General features: G+C 37.2%; 18 protein-coding genes. 12 read left to right on the top strand and 6 right to left on the bottom strand.

Annotated features, from left to right (window positions below):
- Positions 1–54 precede the first annotated feature (54 nt).
- Positions 55–684, top strand: a complete 630-nt coding sequence (locus tag H6G25_RS06895; RefSeq protein ID WP_190391841.1) for a DedA family protein — start codon at positions 55–57, stop codon at positions 682–684.
- Between the two features lie 149 nt (positions 685–833).
- Here H6G25_RS06895 and H6G25_RS06890 read toward each other — a convergent pair whose 3' ends face one another.
- From H6G25_RS06890 to H6G25_RS06875, 4 genes are all read right to left on the bottom strand, one after another.
- On the bottom strand, positions 834–4511 hold the full coding sequence (locus tag H6G25_RS06890; protein WP_190391840.1) for a TaqI-like C-terminal specificity domain-containing protein: 3678 nt from the start codon (positions 4509–4511) through the stop codon (positions 834–836).
- Positions 4512–4676: 165 nt separating this feature from the next.
- Positions 4677–5291 (bottom strand): heme-copper oxidase subunit III, encoded by a 615-nt coding sequence (locus H6G25_RS06885; RefSeq protein WP_190391839.1) that lies wholly within the window; start codon positions 5289–5291, stop codon positions 4677–4679.
- A gap of 172 nt (positions 5292–5463) precedes the next feature.
- Positions 5464–7137 carry a cytochrome c oxidase subunit I gene (gene ctaD, locus H6G25_RS06880; protein ID WP_190391838.1) on the bottom strand — a complete coding sequence of 558 codons (1674 nt, stop codon included), beginning with the start codon at positions 7135–7137 and terminating at the stop codon, positions 5464–5466.
- A gap of 152 nt (positions 7138–7289) precedes the next feature.
- Complete coding sequence (locus H6G25_RS06875; RefSeq protein WP_190391837.1) at positions 7290–8234, bottom strand: cytochrome c oxidase subunit II; 945 nt, start codon at positions 8232–8234, stop codon at positions 7290–7292.
- Between the two features lie 548 nt (positions 8235–8782).
- Here H6G25_RS06875 and H6G25_RS06870 point away from each other — a divergent pair.
- The 8 genes from H6G25_RS06870 (at position 8783) to H6G25_RS06835 (ending at position 17208) form a co-directional block, all read left to right on the top strand.
- A complete protein-coding gene (locus tag H6G25_RS06870; RefSeq protein ID WP_035371832.1) occupies positions 8783–9712 on the top strand; it encodes a heme A synthase in 930 nt (309 codons plus the stop codon).
- 72 nt (positions 9713–9784) lie between these two features.
- A complete protein-coding gene (locus H6G25_RS06865) occupies positions 9785–10735 on the top strand; it encodes a heme o synthase (RefSeq protein WP_190391836.1) in 951 nt (316 codons plus the stop codon).
- Positions 10736–10858: 123 nt separating this feature from the next.
- Complete coding sequence (locus H6G25_RS06860; protein ID WP_190391835.1) at positions 10859–12166, top strand: AAA family ATPase; 1308 nt, start codon at positions 10859–10861, stop codon at positions 12164–12166.
- Complete coding sequence (locus H6G25_RS06855) at positions 12160–12870, top strand: hypothetical protein (protein ID WP_347239149.1); 711 nt, start codon at positions 12160–12162, stop codon at positions 12868–12870. The genes H6G25_RS06860 and H6G25_RS06855 overlap by 7 nt, the downstream gene beginning before the upstream one ends.
- Before the next feature lie 620 nt (positions 12871–13490).
- Positions 13491–15962, top strand: coding sequence for an ATP-dependent Clp protease ATP-binding subunit (locus H6G25_RS06850; protein ID WP_137908204.1), 2472 nt, complete (start codon positions 13491–13493; stop codon positions 15960–15962).
- A gap of 322 nt (positions 15963–16284) precedes the next feature.
- On the top strand, positions 16285–16509 hold the full coding sequence (locus tag H6G25_RS06845; protein WP_190391833.1) for a hypothetical protein: 225 nt from the start codon (positions 16285–16287) through the stop codon (positions 16507–16509).
- A gap of 5 nt (positions 16510–16514) precedes the next feature.
- Positions 16515–16853, top strand: coding sequence for a hypothetical protein (locus H6G25_RS21100; RefSeq protein WP_242034901.1), 339 nt, complete (start codon positions 16515–16517; stop codon positions 16851–16853).
- On the top strand, positions 16843–17208 hold the full coding sequence (locus tag H6G25_RS06835) for a type II toxin-antitoxin system PemK/MazF family toxin (RefSeq protein ID WP_168651965.1): 366 nt from the start codon (positions 16843–16845) through the stop codon (positions 17206–17208). The genes H6G25_RS21100 and H6G25_RS06835 overlap by 11 nt, the downstream gene beginning before the upstream one ends.
- A gap of 105 nt (positions 17209–17313) precedes the next feature.
- Here the strand turns inward: H6G25_RS06835 and H6G25_RS06830 are convergent, their stop codons facing one another.
- The gene (locus tag H6G25_RS06830; RefSeq protein ID WP_190391832.1) at positions 17314–18099 is read right to left on the bottom strand and encodes a hypothetical protein; all 786 of its coding nucleotides are present in this window, start codon (positions 18097–18099) and stop codon (positions 17314–17316) included.
- A 329-nt stretch (positions 18100–18428) separates the two neighbouring features.
- Here H6G25_RS06830 and H6G25_RS06825 point away from each other — a divergent pair, with 329 nt between their 5' ends.
- Genes H6G25_RS06825 through H6G25_RS06815 form a run of 3 tightly spaced genes read left to right on the top strand, consistent with a single transcriptional unit; the run spans position 18429 to position 19459 of the window.
- Complete coding sequence (locus H6G25_RS06825; RefSeq protein ID WP_168696446.1) at positions 18429–18833, top strand: DUF1308 domain-containing protein; 405 nt, start codon at positions 18429–18431, stop codon at positions 18831–18833.
- A 2-nt stretch (positions 18834–18835) separates the two neighbouring features.
- Positions 18836–19129 (top strand): DUF3349 domain-containing protein, encoded by a 294-nt coding sequence (locus H6G25_RS06820; RefSeq protein WP_190391831.1) that lies wholly within the window; start codon positions 18836–18838, stop codon positions 19127–19129.
- 57 nt (positions 19130–19186) lie between these two features.
- Positions 19187–19459, top strand: coding sequence for a hypothetical protein (locus H6G25_RS06815; RefSeq protein WP_190391830.1), 273 nt, complete (start codon positions 19187–19189; stop codon positions 19457–19459).
- A gap of 214 nt (positions 19460–19673) precedes the next feature.
- On the opposite strand, the gene H6G25_RS06810 is transcribed toward H6G25_RS06815, so the two are convergent.
- Complete coding sequence (locus tag H6G25_RS06810; RefSeq protein WP_190391829.1) at positions 19674–19895, bottom strand: hypothetical protein; 222 nt, start codon at positions 19893–19895, stop codon at positions 19674–19676.
- Positions 19896–20447: the final 552 nt, after the last annotated feature.

Here is a 20447-nt window from a genome sequence, read left to right as displayed (position 1 = left end):
AAAAATAAGCAAAGATATGGTACAGGTAAAAATTTGTAAACTCGGTGGTAGCGGATGTCTTTTGAGCTAATTTCACTAGAAAACATCCAAGAAATTGCTCATAATTATGGTTATTTAGCGATTTTTTTGGGAATATTGCTAGAAAATTTAGGTATTCCTCTTCCTGGGGAAACCGTAACCATTGTTGGTGGTTTTTTGGCTGGTAGCAATGAATTAAATTATTGGCTGGTTCTTGGTAATGCAGTCGGAGGGGCTGTAATTGGTGGTAATTGCGGCTATTGGATAGGTAGAGTGGGTGGTTGGCCTTTTCTGCTGCAAGCTGGGAAGATTTTCCGCATTTCAGAGGTACGACTGTTGAGTATTAAGGATCAATTTACCGAAAACGCCGCTAAAGCTGTATTTTTTGGCCGCTTTTTTGCCTTATTGCGAATTTTTGCTTCACCACTTGCAGGTATAGCGGAAATGCCCTTTGGTAAATTCCTGATTTATAATGTAGCTGGGGCGACTGCGTGGGGTAGTGTCATGGTGACTTTAGCTTTTTTTGCGGGAAGAATTATTTCCCTGGAACAATTGGTGGCCTGGGTAAGTAAATTTGCAATTTTGGCGTTACTTATTTTAGTTGCTGTCATTGTTATCCCAATTTGGTTGGAGTCCCGCGAAGTGAAGCAGCAAACGGAAGAGTAAAGGATTAATGGTCAGGTTAAGCAGGTATTTTATCTGCTTGACTATACTAAATTAGTGATGAAAAACAAGATACCTAAATTTTGCGGGTATTGTAGGGTGCGTTACGCTGTCGCTAACACACCCTACGTATCTACTATCAACTTACGTTATTAGGTATTTTCTATGATTTGAATTTCCTCTGGTGTTAATTCATAAAGTTGATAAACTAGTTGATCTATTTCTGTTTCTAATGTGGTTGTATCTGCTTTTGGATCTGATTTTTTAGCAGTGAGAATTTGATTAACTATTTTAATCAGAGGAAATTGATCTTTTCTAGAAAGTGGATAAAAGGGTAACATTCCTAAATGAAATGCTTTGACCTCTGCTAAAGCTTCTCCCCTTTCTGGATTGATACTAGTGTAAACAAAATCAACTAATTTTGAGTTTAAGATACTTAGCAGATATTTAAGATCGAAAATATCAAACTTTTCATCTTTTTTGAGAATAATATGAACGTTATTCCGTATGATAAATCCAGAGGAAATCAAAGTTCCAATTATTTGATCACTAGTCTGTCTGAAAATTAGTTTTTCTTTGGCTTGAAATATTGATTCTTCTCTGGGTGCTGCGAGCCATTGACCATAACTTATCCAGAAATTTTCATTCCATAAAATCACATATTTATGAAAATAACGTCCACCTATTAATGGCTGAAATTTATCATTTAATTTAGTTTCAGCAGTATAAGGTTTTTCATCTAATATTTTTTTCGTCTGTGGTGGATAACCTTTACCAACTTCGTAAGGTTTAACACCATTTTTTATTTCAAAGTAATCTTTTACTAAGAAGGAGCATGATTGAATTTTATCTAATAACAATATTTGCTTCTCATGAAGTGAGAAATTAAAAAATCGCCGTTCTAATAAAGTATTTTTTGATAGAATATTGACACGCTCGACTATATTTCTATTTCTCAGTTTTATGTTTACATTATATTCTGCTAATTTATTTTTTTGAATCAAGATAATATCACAGTCTACCGTCGCTTCATCAAAGATTTTTGTATTAAATTCATCTATACCCAAAAAATAAAACTCACTAATTAAAGTCTGTCTAAACTGCTGTGCTACATCAATTAATTTCCAAGTATTAGGTATTATATAACATAGGTATCCATGAGCTTTTAAAATATCCTTTAAACCTAATAAGCAGAATGTAAAATAGCTGTCTTTTAGGGAATTATTTATACCTAGATAATTATATTTATTAATCAATAAGACTAATTCTGATTTGGAAGGAAATAACCCATAAGGAGGATTTCCAATAACCACATCAAAACCAATAAAAACACCATCATTATTTAACACTTCAGGAAATTCAAAGCGCCATTCTAAAGCATTTTCATACATTCTACCATTTTCTATATCCTCAATCTCAAGTTTTAATTTATCAATTTCATTATTCAACTTAGCAATTTTTTTCTCCCGTTTTGTTTTCTCAGCTTTAGTTTCTGGAATCAAAAAAGTTTGACCCTCCAAATTCTCAACCTCACCCTCTAATTTTCTTAATTTAGTCTTATTTGGATCACTTCCTTGTAATGTTATTTTAAAATTACCCTTAATATCAGCAATCATTTTTTTCATTTCCCGTTTTTGCTCCTTATTTTCAGCATTGCGATAGGTTTTAACAGCATTTCTATAACTTTCTATACTGTATTTACTTTTATTTAAAGCTTGTCGCAAATCACTATCTAAAGCAAAACGACTAATTAAAGAATTACCACATTTAATATTAATATCAATATTAGGTAAAGTCTCCAACTCTCTCATATTCCCCTCTCCTTGTAGGAGAGGGGTTAGGGGTGAGGTCTTATAATAAGCATTTTTCAAAAGTTCAACCCATAACCGCAACTGACATATTTTCACAGAATTAGAGTTAATATCCACCCCAAATAAACAACCTTCAATAATCCTTTGTTTCTCATCAAACAAAGTTTCCTGAACCCGTTGACTTTCCTGACTTTTAGGATTATACTCAAATAATAAACCATCTTCATCTGTAATTATTAACTCATCATTCACAACTTCAATCTGATATTCCTTTAATCTTTTACCTTCCCTATCCAATAAAATTTTTAATTCGCTTTTAATTGCGATAATTTCATTCAAAGCCGAAACTAAAAAATGTCCTGAACCTACCGCAGGATCACATATTTTTAAACTATTAATAATCCTATTAGCATCTTTTTTATCCTCTATCTTATCATATAAATCATCAATATTTTCACAATTCCAACCTTTAATTTCATTAAACTTTTGTACAACCGCTCTTCTAATTGTTTCCCGACACATATACATAGTCATAAAACCAGGAGTAAAGAAAGAACCGTCTTGATAACCATTAATTTTCTCGAAAATTAAACCCAGTACAGACGCATTAATTAATCTTTTATTCTCCTCTTGAATTTCTTCCCCAGTTTCACTACTAAAATCATAAGCGTCCAGAAATTCAAATAAATATTCTAAAGCGTTAATTTCACCAAATCGTTTTTTCCCGTTATTATCTTTTAAGACAGTAGCAGAGAAAATTTGTAATTTCTCATTTCTCAAATTACTAATAAAAATCGTTGCTTGTTCCATTTCCGTAGGTTCAAATAAAGAACTATTTAAATAAGGAACATGAGCAAATTTGTTTTTAAAACCCTCGTTTCTGTCTTCTGGTTTTCGTGCTAATACACTAAAAAATAGACTATTAAGATCATCATAATTTTGCACCTGATTTAAATTCAAAAATCCCCAAGCTAGATCATTTTGATGATATTTAATTAATTGTGCTTCTAATAGTTTGAGAAAGAGGATTCTATTTACCCAAGTAATTGCTAATTCTAAACCAACATTAAAAAGTTGTAATTGGTCAGTTTCTCCAAATTGTTCTGGTTCTTTGACTTGAGAAATTTTATCTAAACTATCAAGTTGGACAATAGCATTTTCAATAAGTGAACCTGTATTTCTATCATTTGATTTTTTGCGTTGAATGAGTTTTTTACCACCTTCTTTAACTTCTGTTAAACCGATAATATGTAATAACTCATGATAAAATCCTTTATCAAGAGTATTACTATCATTTGCGAAAGGTAACTTTAATAAATGTTCTGGAGAAAGTAATTTAAACAGTAGAATTAATTTATGATCATCAGGATTTTCTCCAGGTTGTAAATATTCTTGATATTCTCGAATATCAAAATGGGTAAAAGTGATTTTATCTGCAATTTTGGTAATAGCAGTTTGAGCAATTTCTTGATAAAAAAAATCAGTTTTTTTACTTATTAATCTTCCGTCGGTAAAATCTTTAAATTGTTGAACTAGGGTTTTATTTTCCTGAAATAATTTATCAAAATATTGAGCATCAAAAATAAACCATTCGTAGATATTAGTTGCTATTAAATATTTCAGTTCTAGATTTTTTTCAGTTAAACGTTCTCTGAGAAAATATAAAACTAATTCCTGAAATGCTTTAGTGTTTAAATTATCAATTTTGAGCATTTCGCTTTTATTTGTTGGCTTTTTAACTTCTAAAATTACACCAACACTGGTTTTAGGGTCTTGACCATTATGAATAACCAGGTCATTTCGTCCTTTAGTATTAATAAAGTGATTAGAACTGTAATATGTGTTCTTTAAAAAATCAGCAATGAGGTTTTTATGAAATTCCTCTGATTCAGATTCGTTAATTTTTGCAATTAGATTTTTTAAATGTTTTTTGAAAGTTTCAATATCATTTCTAAAGGGATTGATTTTCAGAAATGCTTTATTTAATGATTCTCTGGGTTGTAGTTTCTGTGAGTTCATTTGTTTTAAATTTTTAATCTAGTTTGTAGGCTGGGTTGACCCAAGGAAACCCAACAAAATATATAATATATAATAATATATACTTATTCACCAGTACAAATAAAAAACCCCCAAGGGGGGGACTGTAGGTTATTCGAGTGGAGTGAACAACTAAGTAATAAATACCTAGAGTAAATAGAGTAACCCGAATAAAACAATCCAAATTACATCTACAAAGTGCCAGTAAATTTCCGCCGCTTCAATGCCAAAGTGATTTTTATTACTGTAATGTCCCGGAGTAAGCGATCGCCACAAAACTGCTACAATTGCCAAAACACCGATAGTAACGTGCAAACCGTGAAAACCGGTTAAAACATAAAAGGCACTAGCGAATAAATTAGTAGTCAGACCGAACTCTAAATGAGTATATTCATAAACCTGACCTGCCAAAAAAACAGCCCCCATAAGCGCGGTAATTGCCAACCACAGCCGCATTCCCTTAGTATCATTCTTTTTGATAGCAGTATCAGCATTGTGCATAACAAAACTACTAGCTATCAAAATAGAAGTATTCACAGTGGGTAACAGTAATTCCAAATCTGGAGTTCCTGCTGGTGGCCAGACAGGAATAGTAGAACGGTAAGTCAGGTATGCACCAAACAAACCCATAAAAATCATACCCTCGGCCACCAGAAACATAAACAGACCAAACAAACGATGATCTGGGTGTGCTTCGTGACCAGAAACTGATTGATGATGATTTAACTCAGTATTAGTCGCCTCAATAATTTGACCTTGCATAAATTATTAAATTGGTAATGGGTAATTGGTAATGGGTAATTGGTAATGGGTTAAAAGTTTTTAGCGTTGCTGAACTGAGGTAAATCAAAAGACCCTATTTCTTACCCTCCGCGCCTTTGCGCCTCTGGGAGAAAAAATTCCTTTATTCAGCAACGCCAAATTTTCTCTTTCCTTAAAGTGCTGATTCAATTTGGGGAGTTAACACGGGTTCAACTTCAACTCGTTCCTTACTCACTCCATAATCATAAGGGCCAGTAGTCAAAACAGGGAGAGTTTCAAAATTCTCGATACTAGGAGGGGAACTAGTCATCCATTCTAAAGTTAATGCTTGCCAGGGATTATTACCAGCTTTTTCCCCATAGAACCAACACCAAACAGCATTAATGATAAATGGCAAGGTAGAGACGGCCAATATATAAGATCCCCAGGTGCAGATTTCATTCAAAGCGGTGAATTTAGGATCATATTCAGCAATACGACGGTTCATACCCATTAATCCTAGTTTGTGCATGGGTAAGAAAGTCATGTTGAGACCAATTATGGTTAAAGCGAAATGCACTTGACCCCAAAATTCATTCATTTTCCGTCCCGTCATTTTCGGGAACCAGTGGTAAATGGCCGCGAAAATGCCTAACACACTACCACCGAATAAGACATAGTGGAGATGTGCCACTACAAAGTAAGTATCGTGAACGTGAATATCAAAAGGAACTGCGGCCAACATCACACCGCTAATACCACCAATCACAAAAGTTGCTAAAAAGCCAATGGCAAATAACATGGCGCTAGTAAAGCGGATTTTACCACCCCAAATAGTTGCCAACCAACCGAAAATTTTAATCCCAGTGGGTACAGCGATGATCATGGTAGTGATCATAAAAAACATCCGTAGCCAACCAGGGACACCGCTGGTAAACATATGGTGCGCCCAGACGATTAAACCTAAGAAACTGATAGCTAGGGATGAGAAAGCGATCGCTTTATAGCCAAAAATCGGTTTTCGGGCGTGAATTGGCAGAATTTCCGAAATTGCCCCAAAGAAAGGCAAAATCATGATGTAAACTGCTGGGTGGGAATAGAACCAGAACATATGTTGATAAACAACAGGATCACCTCCACCACTGGGGTTAAAAAACGTTGTTCCGGCCAACAAATCAAAACCCAGTAAAATCAAAGCCGCCGCTAATACGGGCGTAGATATTAATACCAGTGCAGAAGTTGCCACCATTGCCCAACAAAATAAGGGCATTTGATAGATACCCATACTAGGAACTCGCATTTTCACAAGAGTGACGAGAAAATTAATCGCCCCCAAAATGGAAGAAGTTCCCAAAAGCAATACACTCATAATCCAAATACCCTCACCCACCTGGCCTGTCACCAAACTCAGGGGGGGGTAAGAAGTCCAACCGGCATCAGGGGCATCACCTACGGCTAAACTAGCAATTAGTAGGATACCTGCGGGGGGAACCATCCAAAAAGCCACAGCATTGAGGCGAGGAAATGCCATATCTCTGGCCCCAATCATCAGGGGAATTAAATAGTTAGCAAATCCTGCTCCTGTTGGCACAATCCACAAGAAAATCATGATTGTGGCATGGAGTGTAAACAGGCTGTTATAGATTTCTGGTGTGACAAAATCTACTTCTGGAGTGCGTAATTCTGTCCGCACTAAATCAGCCATTACGCCGCCAATGCAGTAAAAAATAAACGAAGTGACTAAGTATTGAATCCCAATCACCTTATGATCTGTACTAAAACCAAAAAAATCTCGCCAATGCCTTTCTTTATGTTCTTCAGTATGATTGTGGTTGTGATCTGTTTCTTGTAATTGTGCTTGTGTCATATTTTAAAGAAGTTAAATGGGCGATGAAAACCACGTCTACACAGTCCCAACCTAGATGATGCGTGGTTTAAATTACTTAATTTTTCATTAGTCCACGCAAGTGGACTTTGTTTGTGTAGCCATGAATTATATTCGCTGTATTCTGTAATTCCCTACTTAATTTGATGCAAAATTTCTGAATTAATGCCCATATCCTGAATATAAGGAGAAAGGAATTTATCAGCGTTCATAGCCATCGTTTGATTGGGTATATCCTTACTTGCAATTAATTGTTCTTGCATCCATTGATCAAAAGCCTCCTGTGTCTCTACTACCACTGGGCTTTTCATGACCCCGTGATAAGGTCCACACAATTCAGCACAAATTAAATTATATTCACCCGTTTTTGAGGGAGTAAAACGCAAATTTGTTTGTCTACCAGGAATAGCATCCTGTTTAAGCCGAAATTCGGGAATCCAAAACGCGTGGATGACATCATTAGCTGTCAAGTTAATTTCTACGGTTTTACCAATGGGTAAATGAAGTTCACCAGTTGTCACTTCCGTGGCTGGATAGGTGAATAACCAAGCATATTGAAGTCCAGTCACATTGACAACTAATTCCGCTGGTTTAGTAACGGTATCGGAATTATTATCTAATTGTGCTACTTGTACAGATGCTTCCTTTAAGGTAGCGGCCATAGCCGTTCCCGGCATATTCATGGATTCTTCCATCATGGGTGCTGCATGGGCTGAATGGGGATCAAAACCGCCCATGTTATTGTATACATCAAAACTGTATACAGAAATACCGATAACGATAATTGCGGGGATCGCAGTCCAGAGGATTTCCAGAGGCACATTACCTTCAATTGCTGGACCATCTTCATTGTCACCAGCACGACGACGATATCTAACAACGGCGTAAATTAAAACACCTTCAACAATCAAAAATATGCCTGTAGAAACAGTCATCATGGCATTGAATAGACCATCTACCAAGGGGGCTTCATCGGAGGCCGCTGTAGGCAACAGACCGTGATTTTGACCGTACCAGAGACTTGTGAGGGTGAGGACAATGCCAATGAGTAATGTCCAGATTGTACTTGGAATTTTCATGGCGAATTTCTTATCAATTAACTAATTTATCTTAAAGTTACTTCAACCTTGAGTTACGCACCGCGCCCTAATGAACCACAAAGACGCGAAGATCACGAAGGGGGGAGACGTTGAGAGATATTTTGCGTAAGTTCTGTTCACTGAAAAAAGTGACTCCACTTACTAAGGTAATGCAGGGTATGAGATATAGTATGCGCTGGTCTGAAATCTTTATTAATTTTTTGGATTAGGATCACAATTTTGAGTACAAGGGAGATAAGTTATCCGTCCCCAGATTAAATGGCAATTTAGCCGAAAAATTCGCAGAAATTCCCATTTATCAATGTTTCTACCCAGTGGAATCCTAACTTTTTTCCCCCTCCTTCCCTGTTCCTATCTACAAAACAGCACAAAATCTTACAGCTAAAACTAGCTAAAGTGATCCAAAGTATAAGGGAAAGCCGATTTCTACATTCTGACCTATAGGTTAGGGTGAAGGGAGATTGGCACTAAATCAAAATACAAAATTTCCCACTCTTCAAAGCACAAGCAGTCTCAAGGTATTGTTAATGAACGAATTTGTCTTAGAACCACAAAATCAAGCGGCAAAAGTTAGACAACAGCCCCAGGACATGATTCGTCGCTTGGTGTGGAAAATCTGCATAGCCACCTTAATTTTGATGGCTATAGGCAGCGCCACCCGCGTCATGAATGCTGGCCTTGCTTGTCCTGACTGGCCTTTATGCTATGGGGAGTTAGTTCCAGCCCAGCAAATGAATCTCCAGGTGTTTTTGGAGTGGTTTCATCGTCTAGATGCGGCTTTAATTGGCTTTAGTGCGATCGCCCTTTGTAGTTTATCTTGGTGGCATCGTTCTTCTTTACCCAAGTGGCTACCTTGGGCTTCTACATTCGCCTTATTTTTAATTGTCTTCCAAGGGATTTTGGGAGGACTGACTGTAACTGAATTGTTGCGGTTTGATATCGTTACTGCCCATTTGGGAACAGCACTGCTATTTTTCACCACTTTGTTAATTATCGGTACAAGTCTGGCCTCTTATCAAGGAACGGGAACAGTAGGTAAGTTACCCATGCTGGGTTTAACTGCTGCTATTTGTGTCTATTTACAAAGTCTACTCGGCGCTTTAGTGGGTTCTCGCTGGGCTTTACACCAGTGTTTGGCAGGTGAACAACTTTGTGATGTCATGTACAGCCATATTTTTGGCTTAGTACCCCCAACTATAGCTACTTTGGCGGTGGTATTGATTTCTTGGCGCACACCAGCACTACATCCTGTTTTGCGGAAACTGGCCAATATGGCGGGTGGTTTGTTGATTTTACAACTTTTATTGGGTGTGGCTACCTTCCGCTTACATTTACAAGTTGAACCTCTCACTGTTTCTCATCAAGCTATTGGTGCAACTTTACTCGGTACTTTGGTGGTATTTACAGTTTTATCACTGCGGGATTCATTCACTCCCACTCATAGCCCAAATCCATAAAGCCACATCTTCATATTGCTACCACAAAGCGCTTTGCTGACCAGTTCTTGAAAAATAAGGAAAAGGCCCAACATGATTGAGACTAATGTCTCTCGTCGTCAGCACGACACATTTCTCCAAGTCGTTCACAGTTACTACCAGTTAACTAAACCCCGAATTATCCCCCTGCTATTAATCACTACTGCTGGAAGTATGTGGATAGCCGCCCAGGGAGAGGTAGATCCTTGGTTGTTAATTATTACCATGATTGGTGGGACTTTGGCCGCAGCCAGCGCCCAAACCATTAACTGTATCTATGACCGAGATATAGATTATGATATGGAGCGCACACGCCACCGTCCCCTGCCTTCTGGTAAGATACAACCCCGTGATGCTTTCATTTTTGCTATCGTTCTGGCTGTACTGTCTTTTACTCTCCTCACCGTATTCGCTAATCTCCTAGCCGCATTTTTAGCCTTCTCTGGCATCATCTTTTATGTTTTAGTCTATACTCATTGGCTCAAACGTCATAGCACTCAAAATATCGTCATTGGTGGTGCAGCTGGGGCAATTCCCGCTTTGGTTGGTTGGGCTGCGGTGACAGATACTTTAAGTTGGGCAGCTTGGTTAATTTTTGCCATTGTCTTTTTGTGGACACCTCCCCATTTCTGGGCTTTGGCTTTAATGATTCGTGATGATTACGCTAAGGTAGGGATACCAATGTTACCTGTGGTGGCAGGGGATCAAGCCACGGTAAGACAAATTTGGTTTTATACGGTAATTACTGTTACTGCTACTATATTGCTGTTTTATCCCTTACACGCCAGTGGTATTGTCTATGCTGTTATTGCCTTGACTTTAGGCGGTGTATTTGTCCATAAGTCTTGGCGTTTATTGCAAAATCCCGCAGATAAAACCATAGCACGGGAGTTATTTTTATACTCCATTTCCTACATGATGCTGTTGTGTTTAGGGATGGTGGTAGACAGTTTACCTGTGACTCATCATCTGCTAACTATAGTGCTGCATTACTTACACTTGTAGAAACTTTTGATCTAAACTTGTTTACAAGTGTGCTATGGTCAAAATTGAGAACATGACCAAAATAGGGGTAATTAATGAATTACCCCTAAAAAATTAATTATATATTTGAAAATTTGAAAAAATATGAATCAACCTATTTTGCAATTTATAGAAAGTCGAAATTATAAAAACTTATCCTTATCTCAGCCAGTAGAATTAGAAAAACTCAATATCTTTATAGGTTCTAATGGTTCAGGTAAAAGCAACTTTATCAGTTGTTTGAAATTTTTGAAAGACTGTTTAACTACAATCCCTGATGAAAGTCGTGGAGTAAGTAGTTTTGAAGATGCAGTTAGTAAAATGGGGACTGATAGAATTTTAGATAATACTGTAGAAAGTCCTGCTGTTATCAATTTTGCATATTGTTTTTCACAACTATTATCAAATGAACAACTTCCCGAAAAATTTAGCACAATGCTGACTTTAAACCTATTTGTTGATAGGAAGAAAAATAAAGTAAGTCTTACTAAAGAGTTTTTATTTAGTGGACAAGATTTAAATAAATTGAATTCACCACCTTTTTACTATTATAAATTTCATGATAGAGAAGTTGGTAAAGGGGCTGTATCAGTTTATAATCTTCCTGGACAAAATTCAGGAACACACTTTGAAGGTTTAGATAATATACCCACTAATGCTTTAGGGTTGACCATACTGCCCAGATTACTAGAAAATAGCCAATATTCACCGGAAAATACACCTGCTTACAGAACGAGAAGAGATTTAGTTGAATTTATTTCCCAATGGCAATTTTATAATGCCAATAATATGGAATTAAATCAAATTAGAACCTCAGAACCAAAAATTGGCGGTAGTGATATTCATTTATCTATATCCGGTGATAACTTACCTTTAGTATTAGATAATTTGATTGAGCAAGATATAGATTTTGAAGATAGTATCAACCAAGCGATGAAGTCTATTTTACCCAAAACTCGTCGTATACGTCCTATCCGTTCAGGTCGCTTATCATTAACTGTAGAATGGTATTTTGAAGATACTAAAGAACCATTTTATTTAAGTGAAATGTCAGATGGAACTGTAAGAATGTTATGTTGGGCAACTATATTACATTCACCTTTACTACCTTCATTATTAGTCATTGATGAACCAGAATTAGGTTTGCACGTTTCATGGATGTCAATTTTAGCAGAATGGATAAAACAAGCATCAAGAAAAACCCAAATAATTATTACCACACATAGTCCTGATTTATTAGATCATTTTACAGATTGTTTAGAGAATGTTTATTGTTTTTACGCGGAAGATAAAACCCATTTTTCTATGAAAACACTTTCTCAAGAAATGCTTGATGAAAAACTGAAAGAAGGTTGGGAACTAGGTGATTTGTACCGAGTTGGTGATCCTATTATTGGAGGATGGCCGTGGTAGTATGGGTTTTTGCTGGTGGTGGTGAAGCTGAAGTTAGAGGACTAATTCCTTTTTTAGAAAAAAATTTTCCCAGTTGCAAGTTTGAACGCAAAACACCAGTGCTTCAAAAACCAGGACCCAAACCGGGGAAAGCAAGTGGTTATGGTAAAACAGGTAAAAGTTTAATTGCTCAAATTAGTAAAGAACTACCTATTACTCTAAAAAATGAACCAAATAAATGTGACTTAATTTTAGTGTTTGACGATTTAGATTGTCGAGATCCAATTGCAGAAAGAGAAAAGTTTTTAGCAGTTATATCGAAAATATCTGAATGTGCTGATATAGAAAAATTTGTTGGTTTTGCTGCACCTGAATTAGAATCTTGGATTATTGCAGATTGGGATAATACCATAGCTAAACATCCAGATTTTCGTAGTAGACATGAACGGATGCGTTGGTGGTTAAGTACACAAAGGAATATTCCTTTTGATAATCCTGAATCATTTAGTGAATATGACCTAACCAGAGATTGCTGTCAAGAAAAGCTATCAGAAGCATTAGTTGAATCAAGCATCCTGAAAGAATTTGATAGTAGTTATTCACGATTCTCTAAAGGGTCACATACTCCCTTACTTTTATTAAAAATAAGACCTGATGAAGTGCAAAGAAAATGCCCTTGGTTTCGGGAAATGTACAATTATCTTACGAAATTACAAAAAACCTAGATTTGTAGGGGTTTAGCAGTGCTAAACCCCTACCCCCAGAATCAAATGATTCAGCAGTGCTGAGTATATGAAGCGATCGCCAAATATAAATAAAATATAAATAATTGTGGAGCGCCCACATTCCCCAGGAATTTTGGTAATTATCCATAACTCAATAATAACAAGGCTTTCAGCCAATGATACACAATTATACATATTAGTAACCTGCTGAAGAAAATATTTTAATTATATTTACTTATACTAAATGTAGGTAAAAAATTTTTTACCCCTAATTTGTTATCAGAATATCTTAATATAAAAATGTTGATTAATATAAATATCTTATCATTCATTTCAATCTCTTGACATTAATACATATTCTATGATACTAAATTTTATTTGGGAAGGCTAACCAATATCCCTACATCAATAGTCTATTGTTTGGATTTAGTACCCAAAATGCTACTAATATCACTCTCCTCAGTACACTAACCACCTAGAGATTAACTAATAGTTACTCATTAACCCATTAACTTGTGTCATGGTAATTGGATATCTAATATTGTTGATATAGATATCCAAAATTTTAGCCTGTGCTAAAATCAGCATACCGGCACGACGCAGGTGATGGGAAAAATGCCATGTTTGAACGCTTCACAGAAAAAGCCATTAAGGTAATCATGCTGGCCCAAGAAGAGGCCCGCCGTTTAGGTCACAACTTTGTCGGAACTGAGCAGATCCTCTTGGGTCTGATTGGCGAAGGTACAGGGGTGGCCGCTAAGGTGCTGAAATCAATGGGAGTTAATCTCAAAGATGCTCGCATTGAAGTTGAAAAAATCATAGGACGGGGTTCAGGCTTTGTCGCCGTAGAAATTCCGTTTACGCCACGGGCAAAACGGGTTTTAGAACTATCCTTGGAAGAAGCACGCCAATTGGGGCATAACTACATTGGTACCGAGCATCTGCTGTTGGGCCTGATCCGCGAAGGTGAAGGTGTGGCAGCTAGGGTGCTAGAAAACCTGGGTGTAGATTTGACCAAGGTGAGAACCCAAGTGATTCGGATGTTGGGAGAAACGGCGGAAGTTACGCCGGGTGGCCCCTCTGGTCGCACTAAAACCCCAACTCTCGATGAGTTTGGTTCAAACCTGACCCAAATGGCCATAGATAACAAGCTCGATCCTGTGGTGGGACGCGCCAAGGAAATTGAGCGGGTAATCCAAATTTTGGGTCGCCGGACGAAAAATAATCCCGTGTTGATAGGGGAACCAGGTGTTGGTAAAACCGCTATCGCCGAAGGTTTAGCTTCACGTATCGCCAGCAAGGATATCCCCGATATCCTGGAAGATAAGCGTGTAGTCACTCTTGATATTGGTCTGCTGGTAGCAGGAACTAAATATCGCGGTGAATTTGAAGAACGTCTGAAAAAAATTATGGATGAAATCCGCTCGGCGGGTAATGTCATCCTAGTTATTGACGAAGTTCACACCCTCATCGGTGCGGGCGCGGCGGAAGGGGCGATTGATGCGGCGAATATCCTCAAGCCAGCTTTGGCGCGAGGTGAATTACAATGTATCGGCGCGACTACTTTGGATGAGTACCGCAAGCACATTGAACGGGATGCAGCGTTGGAAAGACGCTTCCAGCCTGTGATGGTGGGTGAGCCAAGCGTTGATGAGACAATAGAAATTTTATATGGTTTGCGCGATCGCTATGAAGCACACCACAAGCTGAAAATATCCGATGAAGCATTGGTGGCGGCAGCTAAGTTGTCTGATCGTTATATTAGCGATCGCTATTTGCCAGATAAAGCCATTGATTTGGTGGATGAAGCCGGCTCACGGGTGCGCTTAATTAACTCCCAACTGCCCCCAGCAGCTAAGGAATTAGACAAGGAACTACGGCAAATCTTAAAAGAAAAAGATGATGCAGTCCGTTCTCAGGACTTTGATCGGGCGGGGGAATTGCGCGATCGGGAAATGGAAATCAAGGCCGAAATCCGCACTATTGCCCAAACTAAGAGTAACGGCTCTAGTGGTGACGGTATTGAACCCGTAGTTACAGAAGAAGACATTGCTCACATTGTCGCTTCCTGGACTGGTGTACCAGTTAACAAACTCACTGAATCTGAGTCCGAGAAGTTGCTACACATGGAAGATACCTTACATCAGCGGCTCATCGGTCAAGATGACGCTGTGAAGGCTGTTTCCCGCGCCATTCGTCGCGCTCGTGTCGGTTTAAAAAATCCGAATCGGCCGATCGCTAGTTTTGTCTTCTCAGGTCCAACTGGGGTAGGTAAAACTGAATTGGCGAAGTCCTTAGCTTCTTATTTCTTCGGTTCAGAAGAAGCGATGATTCGCTTAGATATGTCCGAATACATGGAGCGTCACACCGTCAGTAAGTTGATCGGTTCACCTCCTGGTTATGTCGGTTACAACGAAGGTGGTCAGTTAACAGAAGCTGTCCGTCGTCGTCCTTACACCGTGGTGTTATTCGACGAAATCGAAAAAGCCCACCCCGATGTCTTCAATATGCTTTTGCAAATTTTGGAAGATGGGCGTTTAACTGACGCGAAAGGTCGCACGGTGGACTTTAAGAACACTTTGCTGATTTTAACTTCCAATATTGGTTCTAAGGTCATTGAAAAAGGCGGTAGCGGTATTGGTTTCGATTTTGCTGAAGATGCTAACGAATCTCAGTATAATCGCATTCGTTCTTTAGTGAATGAGGAACTGAAGAATTACTTCCGTCCTGAGTTCTTGAACCGGTTAGATGAAATTATCGTCTTCCGTCAGTTGAATAAGGCTGAAGTCACGGAAATCGCCGATATCATGCTCAAGGAAGTGTTTGGTCGCTTGACGGAAAAAGGCATTGTCTTAGAAGTTACAGACCGCTTCAAGGATCGCTTGATCACTGAGGGTTATAGTCCTAGCTACGGTGCAAGGCCATTACGTCGGGCAATTATGCGCTTGTTAGAAGATAGTTTGGCGGAAGAAATTCTGTCTGGACGTATCAAAGACGGCGATACTGCTCTTGTTGATGTTGATGAAAATGGCATTGTGCAAGTTAGTTCTCAACAAACACGGGAGTTGTTACCCCAAGGTGTTGAGTCTTAGTTAGGTTTTTTAATTGTTAATTGAACGGTGGAGGATTTCGGTTCTCTACCGTTTTTTTTGTTTCGCGCAAAGGCGCTAAGGAGCAAAGGCGCAAAGAGGAGAAGGAGTGATATATTCGTTATAATGAGTTTGATTGAGGAGTACGGGTCATTCCTACATCTGAGCAAAAAACGCAGTTATTTATTCTGTGTTGTTGGTTAACTAAACTATATTTACCCATAAACTTGGTTCGAGTTGATAAACGTACAGGTAATGTATTTATCCTCGCGGGTGAAGAGAATATGATAGAAATATATCCTAATGGTAAATGGAGGTATGTGGTATGAGTCAGCCTAACTTCCAAGGTATGAGTACAAAGGAATTACGTGCTTATGTTTTATCTCATCGAGATGACCAAGAGGCATTCTACATTTATGTAGATAAATTGAATGCTGAGGCAAATTGGGTGGAAATGCCACCATCAGAATCGGTTGATGATTTGATGAATTACCCTGAATTTTTGCAGCGTTTTAGTAATGGTAAAAGATTAATTGAAAGTGAAGAATAACTATTATGATTTTTACTGATGTGGTAGAAGCAATAAAAGGGTTTTCAATTGAAGAAAAGTTACAAATTCAATTGTTATTGCAGCAATATTTAAGAGAAGAAGGCCGCGAGGAAATTTATCAAAATTTGCAAAGTGTGAAGCAAGAAGAAGAAAATGCTGAACTCACGTTTTCTGAAAATATTGATGAGTTAAAACAAAAGTTTCTCAGCCGTCGTGAATTTATAAAGTTACCTATAGAAGAACGAAAAAAGATTTTAGCGTTACAATCTGATTTAATGTTAGAGCATTACCAGCAAGATAAAGAATGGCAAGAATTACAGACAGGAGACTTAATTGATTACTAATTCTTCTATTCCTAAACGGGGTGATATCTGGCTGACTAATTTTGATCCAACTGTGGGAGCAGAAATTAAAAAAGTAAGACCCGCTATAATTGTCAGTTCTGATGGTGTTGGTAAGTTACCAATTAAATTAATTGCACCAATTACAGATTGGAAGGAATATTATGCTGAAAATATTTGGCACGTTAAGATTGAGGCAAATATCAAGAATAGTTTGTCGAAAGATTCTGCTGTAGATATTTTACAATTGCGTGGCGTAGATGTACAAAGATTAATTCGTAAAATTGGAGAATGTTCGAGTGAAATAATGGAAGAAATCGCTGCGGCTATTGCGGTGGTGGTTGAGTATAATGAATAGTATGTATGATGCTGGAATGATAAAGATTGTGGTAAAAATAAAAAAAATTCGCTTTTGATTAAAAAAACGAAAAAATATTTATATGATTTTATTCAAGTTATACAATTATATTGGTCTAATAAAAACTTGAACTATCATACCATCTGTAGTTTTGCTTAAATCGTTTTCAATACCACGAGGATTTTTAATTCTTCTTTCTGGATCATAAACAAAACAAATGAGAGTTTTACAGTCAGTATGTGATTTATAACGAGTAATGTCTATAATTAATTCTTCTCCAACTTTTTTATCAGCAAGATTTTCGCGTGTCTTCTTAAGTTCAATAACAATTTGCTCCTCTTTTAAAAGAAAGTCTGTTCGTGAAGCTTTACCAGCATAACTTGGAGTCCATTCTTCATCTCTGATATCGTCAAAATATAAAGTTAGTAAAGCATGAAATAAATCCTGAACATCATACTCATCATTAATTTCTATGGTATTTCTGCTACTGTGTCTAGTTTTTAGTTGTCTGGCAACTAAATCAAATCTATTGCAAAGAAGTTCAATCTTATTTAAATCAGGAATAATAGGTTGATTGATGTTGTTTTCCTCCCAATAATCTACTATTTCCTGTATCATGGATTCCAAAATCATGCGTCCTTTTTCCAAGCCTCCCTTGAATGTTTCTTCATAAGTTTTTTGAGGAGTGGAGGCAGTAGCTACAAATGGACTATAAGAAATATTTTTAAATTCCTTTATATGTCGAGTATCATTTCCAAATATCCATTCAATTGAAATTTCTGTATCTCGTTTCCATTTAGTGAAGTCTTGGCTAAATCTAGGTTGTGATTTTAAATTATCAATTAATTGAATTTGACGTTTAAGTTTTTCGATGGCCTCTTCTTTTTTCATTTTTTTCACCCTGATTTACAACATAGCTGCATTGTAACATTTATGATCACTAACGCGAAAGATGTCGTTTAGTAAAGCTTACCGAAGCGATCGCTCTTAGTTAAACTATACTGGAGATGTGCAATTGTGCGGAACTCAGTTTCAAAGGCGATCGCAAAGCACCCCGCAGGAATCGCTCTTAGTTAGACTATGGTGGAAAAGTGCGATTGTGCGGAACTCAGTACCACAGGCGATAGCGAAGCGCTCCGCAGGAATCACTTTTAAGTAAAAAGGTAATAAATGGTAAAATACATAACCCATTTACCATTGTTGTTAAGAGAAATATTTGAATGATTAATTTAGATACTGGAACTGCTATAGCTCTTATAGCCGAAAATTCCCCTCATCGCTATGAATTGCGACAATACGTAAACGGAAAAGAAATGGTAATGACTCAAACTGCTTTTACTGAGTTCACTAACATAGTGAAAACTATTGCTAGACTATCAGAACAAAACAGAGCTAATCGCCTTTTGCAAAGAGTAACTATCATCCCCGATAACCCATCACCTAAAGCTTTAAACCTACAACCAACACGAAAATTAGGAATAAACGATATTATTATATTAGGTACAGGTGATCAACTAAATATTGTCACCACCACAGCAGATGCAAAAGCAGTCAGAGCCGCTTCTGCTCAAGGTGTGGATTTCCATGTATATATTCATCCACCTTTTCCTTTAACTGGTAATTAATCATGCAAATCACTATTTCACCACATCTACAAAGTACATATAAATTAATTCAATGTGCTTTTCCCAAGGGGATAGAACCACAAAATTATTTACCGCTTTTAGCATTACTCAGTGAAGAAATGTCAGATAGAAATTTAGCTGAAGTTGTAGCTTACTATAGCGGTAAAGATTATAGTGTTGTTCTCAATGATGTATATCGAGTGCAATCAATTGATGTACCCACATCTGAAGCGATCGCTAATTTAAAGAAAAGATTGCTGATATGTGGTTATGAACAGTGGCTTGAGGAAGGATAAACTGTACTACTAAATCAAGTACAATAAATATATAATCACGAAAAAGGATGAAATAAAATGCAAGCCATTCTCCTCAGCAGCGAAGAAGTCGCAAAACGTGCCAAAGAATTATATGATAATGGCATTCGTCAGCAAGTAGAAACAGCAGAAAACATCGGTAAAATGATCATTATTGATATAGAAACAGGTGAATATGCTATTGATAAAATAGGCATAGAATCAGCGCATTATTTACGGAATAAAAACAGATTTGCTCGACTTTTTGGGATTCGCATTGGTTATAAAGTTGCTGCCTCCTTTAGTGGAGAAACGGAGCGTGATTATCGGTGATAATCTGTGAGAATTTGAGAAATTGCATCTTGAGCAACTTTTACACCTGCTGCTTTACGAATAATATAATAAATATTAGTAATTGTAGTAGCAGCAATAAACCCTATAATCTCCCCTGCATCAATTTTTGCAAATAGCTTGACTGCATCTTCTACAAAAGGTTCTCTTTCTAGTAAAAAATCTCAAACTACATTCGTATCAATAAAAACTCGCTTCATTGGTATTTTTCAGTTAGATAAGTAACATAATCTCTATTAATATTCTCATTATTTGAGATATTTACACTCTTAGCAATACCACGCAGTCGAGATAAATTACCCTGCTTTGATGGTGATATAGTTTCTTGTTGTATTGATTCTAATACAGTTTGTACCAATTGCCAGCGATCGCTCATTGGTAACTGTAATACTTGTTTTTGCAATTCTTGTAATGTCATAAGAAGATATCAAAAATTATTCATTTTAATTATATATTAATTTAACTGATGGTGGAGATGTGGGATCACATAGCATCTCGAAGATATCCCCTTTTGCAAAGAGTAACTATATGAATGGATTTGGGAAAATTGCTTGTGATAGCACTAGGAATAAAAATTCCGTGTAATATTCTGTTAAATCGTGTAAATCGTGATTTATCTAACATATTCGGCATGAATCCATGTTCTTTATTATGAGTGCAAGCCTTACTGTGGTTGTTGTTGAAGAACATCGCTGCACACAGAGCCGTTGTGATAATTTCTGCATCGCTCACCACTCTACGACTATCTTCGTTATGCCCAATCGCTTTCAACAAGTCATCTGTGATAGCATATATGGCAATTATTGAGTTTAACATACACCCGACCCAAAAAAGCTAACTAATGCTAACAAAAGCCGGCTTTTTCTTCCTGCTTCATCCTAGAAGTGTCGGCACTATCTAGTCCACAGGCTAACACGGTTAATCTAACCGCTTCTTGTTTTACATTAATTGCAGCGTTTACATCTCTATC

Origin of the sequence: Dolichospermum sp. FACHB-1091 (genome assembly GCF_014697585.1) — a bacterium.
GTDB lineage: Bacteria > Cyanobacteriota > Cyanobacteriia > Cyanobacteriales > Nostocaceae > Dolichospermum.
Note: the sequence above shows the minus strand (reverse complement) of the source record. Positions and strands in the feature narration are given on the sequence as shown.

Excerpts from the sequence above, each read along its gene's own strand:
- H6G25_RS06895 (WP_190391841.1), top strand. The coding sequence starts at position 55 with ATGTCTTTTGAGCTAATTTCACTAGAAAACATCCAAGAAATTGCTCAT.
- H6G25_RS06890 (WP_190391840.1), bottom strand. The coding sequence starts at position 4,511 with ATGAACTCACAGAAACTACAACCCAGAGAATCATTAAATAAAGCATTT.
- H6G25_RS06885 (WP_190391839.1), bottom strand. The coding sequence starts at position 5,291 with ATGCAAGGTCAAATTATTGAGGCGACTAATACTGAGTTAAATCATCAT.
- ctaD (WP_190391838.1), bottom strand. The coding sequence starts at position 7,137 with ATGACACAAGCACAATTACAAGAAACAGATCACAACCACAATCATACT.
- H6G25_RS06875 (WP_190391837.1), bottom strand. The coding sequence starts at position 8,234 with ATGAAAATTCCAAGTACAATCTGGACATTACTCATTGGCATTGTCCTC.
- H6G25_RS06870 (WP_035371832.1), top strand. The coding sequence starts at position 8,783 with ATGAACGAATTTGTCTTAGAACCACAAAATCAAGCGGCAAAAGTTAGA.
- H6G25_RS06865 (WP_190391836.1), top strand. The coding sequence starts at position 9,785 with ATGATTGAGACTAATGTCTCTCGTCGTCAGCACGACACATTTCTCCAA.
- H6G25_RS06860 (WP_190391835.1), top strand. The coding sequence starts at position 10,859 with ATGAATCAACCTATTTTGCAATTTATAGAAAGTCGAAATTATAAAAAC.
- H6G25_RS06850 (WP_137908204.1), top strand. The coding sequence starts at position 13,491 with ATGTTTGAACGCTTCACAGAAAAAGCCATTAAGGTAATCATGCTGGCC.
- H6G25_RS06845 (WP_190391833.1), top strand. The coding sequence starts at position 16,285 with ATGAGTCAGCCTAACTTCCAAGGTATGAGTACAAAGGAATTACGTGCT.
- H6G25_RS21100 (WP_242034901.1), top strand. The coding sequence starts at position 16,515 with ATGATTTTTACTGATGTGGTAGAAGCAATAAAAGGGTTTTCAATTGAA.
- H6G25_RS06830 (WP_190391832.1), bottom strand. The coding sequence starts at position 18,099 with ATGAAAAAAGAAGAGGCCATCGAAAAACTTAAACGTCAAATTCAATTA.
- H6G25_RS06825 (WP_168696446.1), top strand. The coding sequence starts at position 18,429 with ATGATTAATTTAGATACTGGAACTGCTATAGCTCTTATAGCCGAAAAT.
- H6G25_RS06820 (WP_190391831.1), top strand. The coding sequence starts at position 18,836 with ATGCAAATCACTATTTCACCACATCTACAAAGTACATATAAATTAATT.
- H6G25_RS06815 (WP_190391830.1), top strand. The coding sequence starts at position 19,187 with ATGCAAGCCATTCTCCTCAGCAGCGAAGAAGTCGCAAAACGTGCCAAA.
- H6G25_RS06810 (WP_190391829.1), bottom strand. The coding sequence starts at position 19,895 with ATGACATTACAAGAATTGCAAAAACAAGTATTACAGTTACCAATGAGC.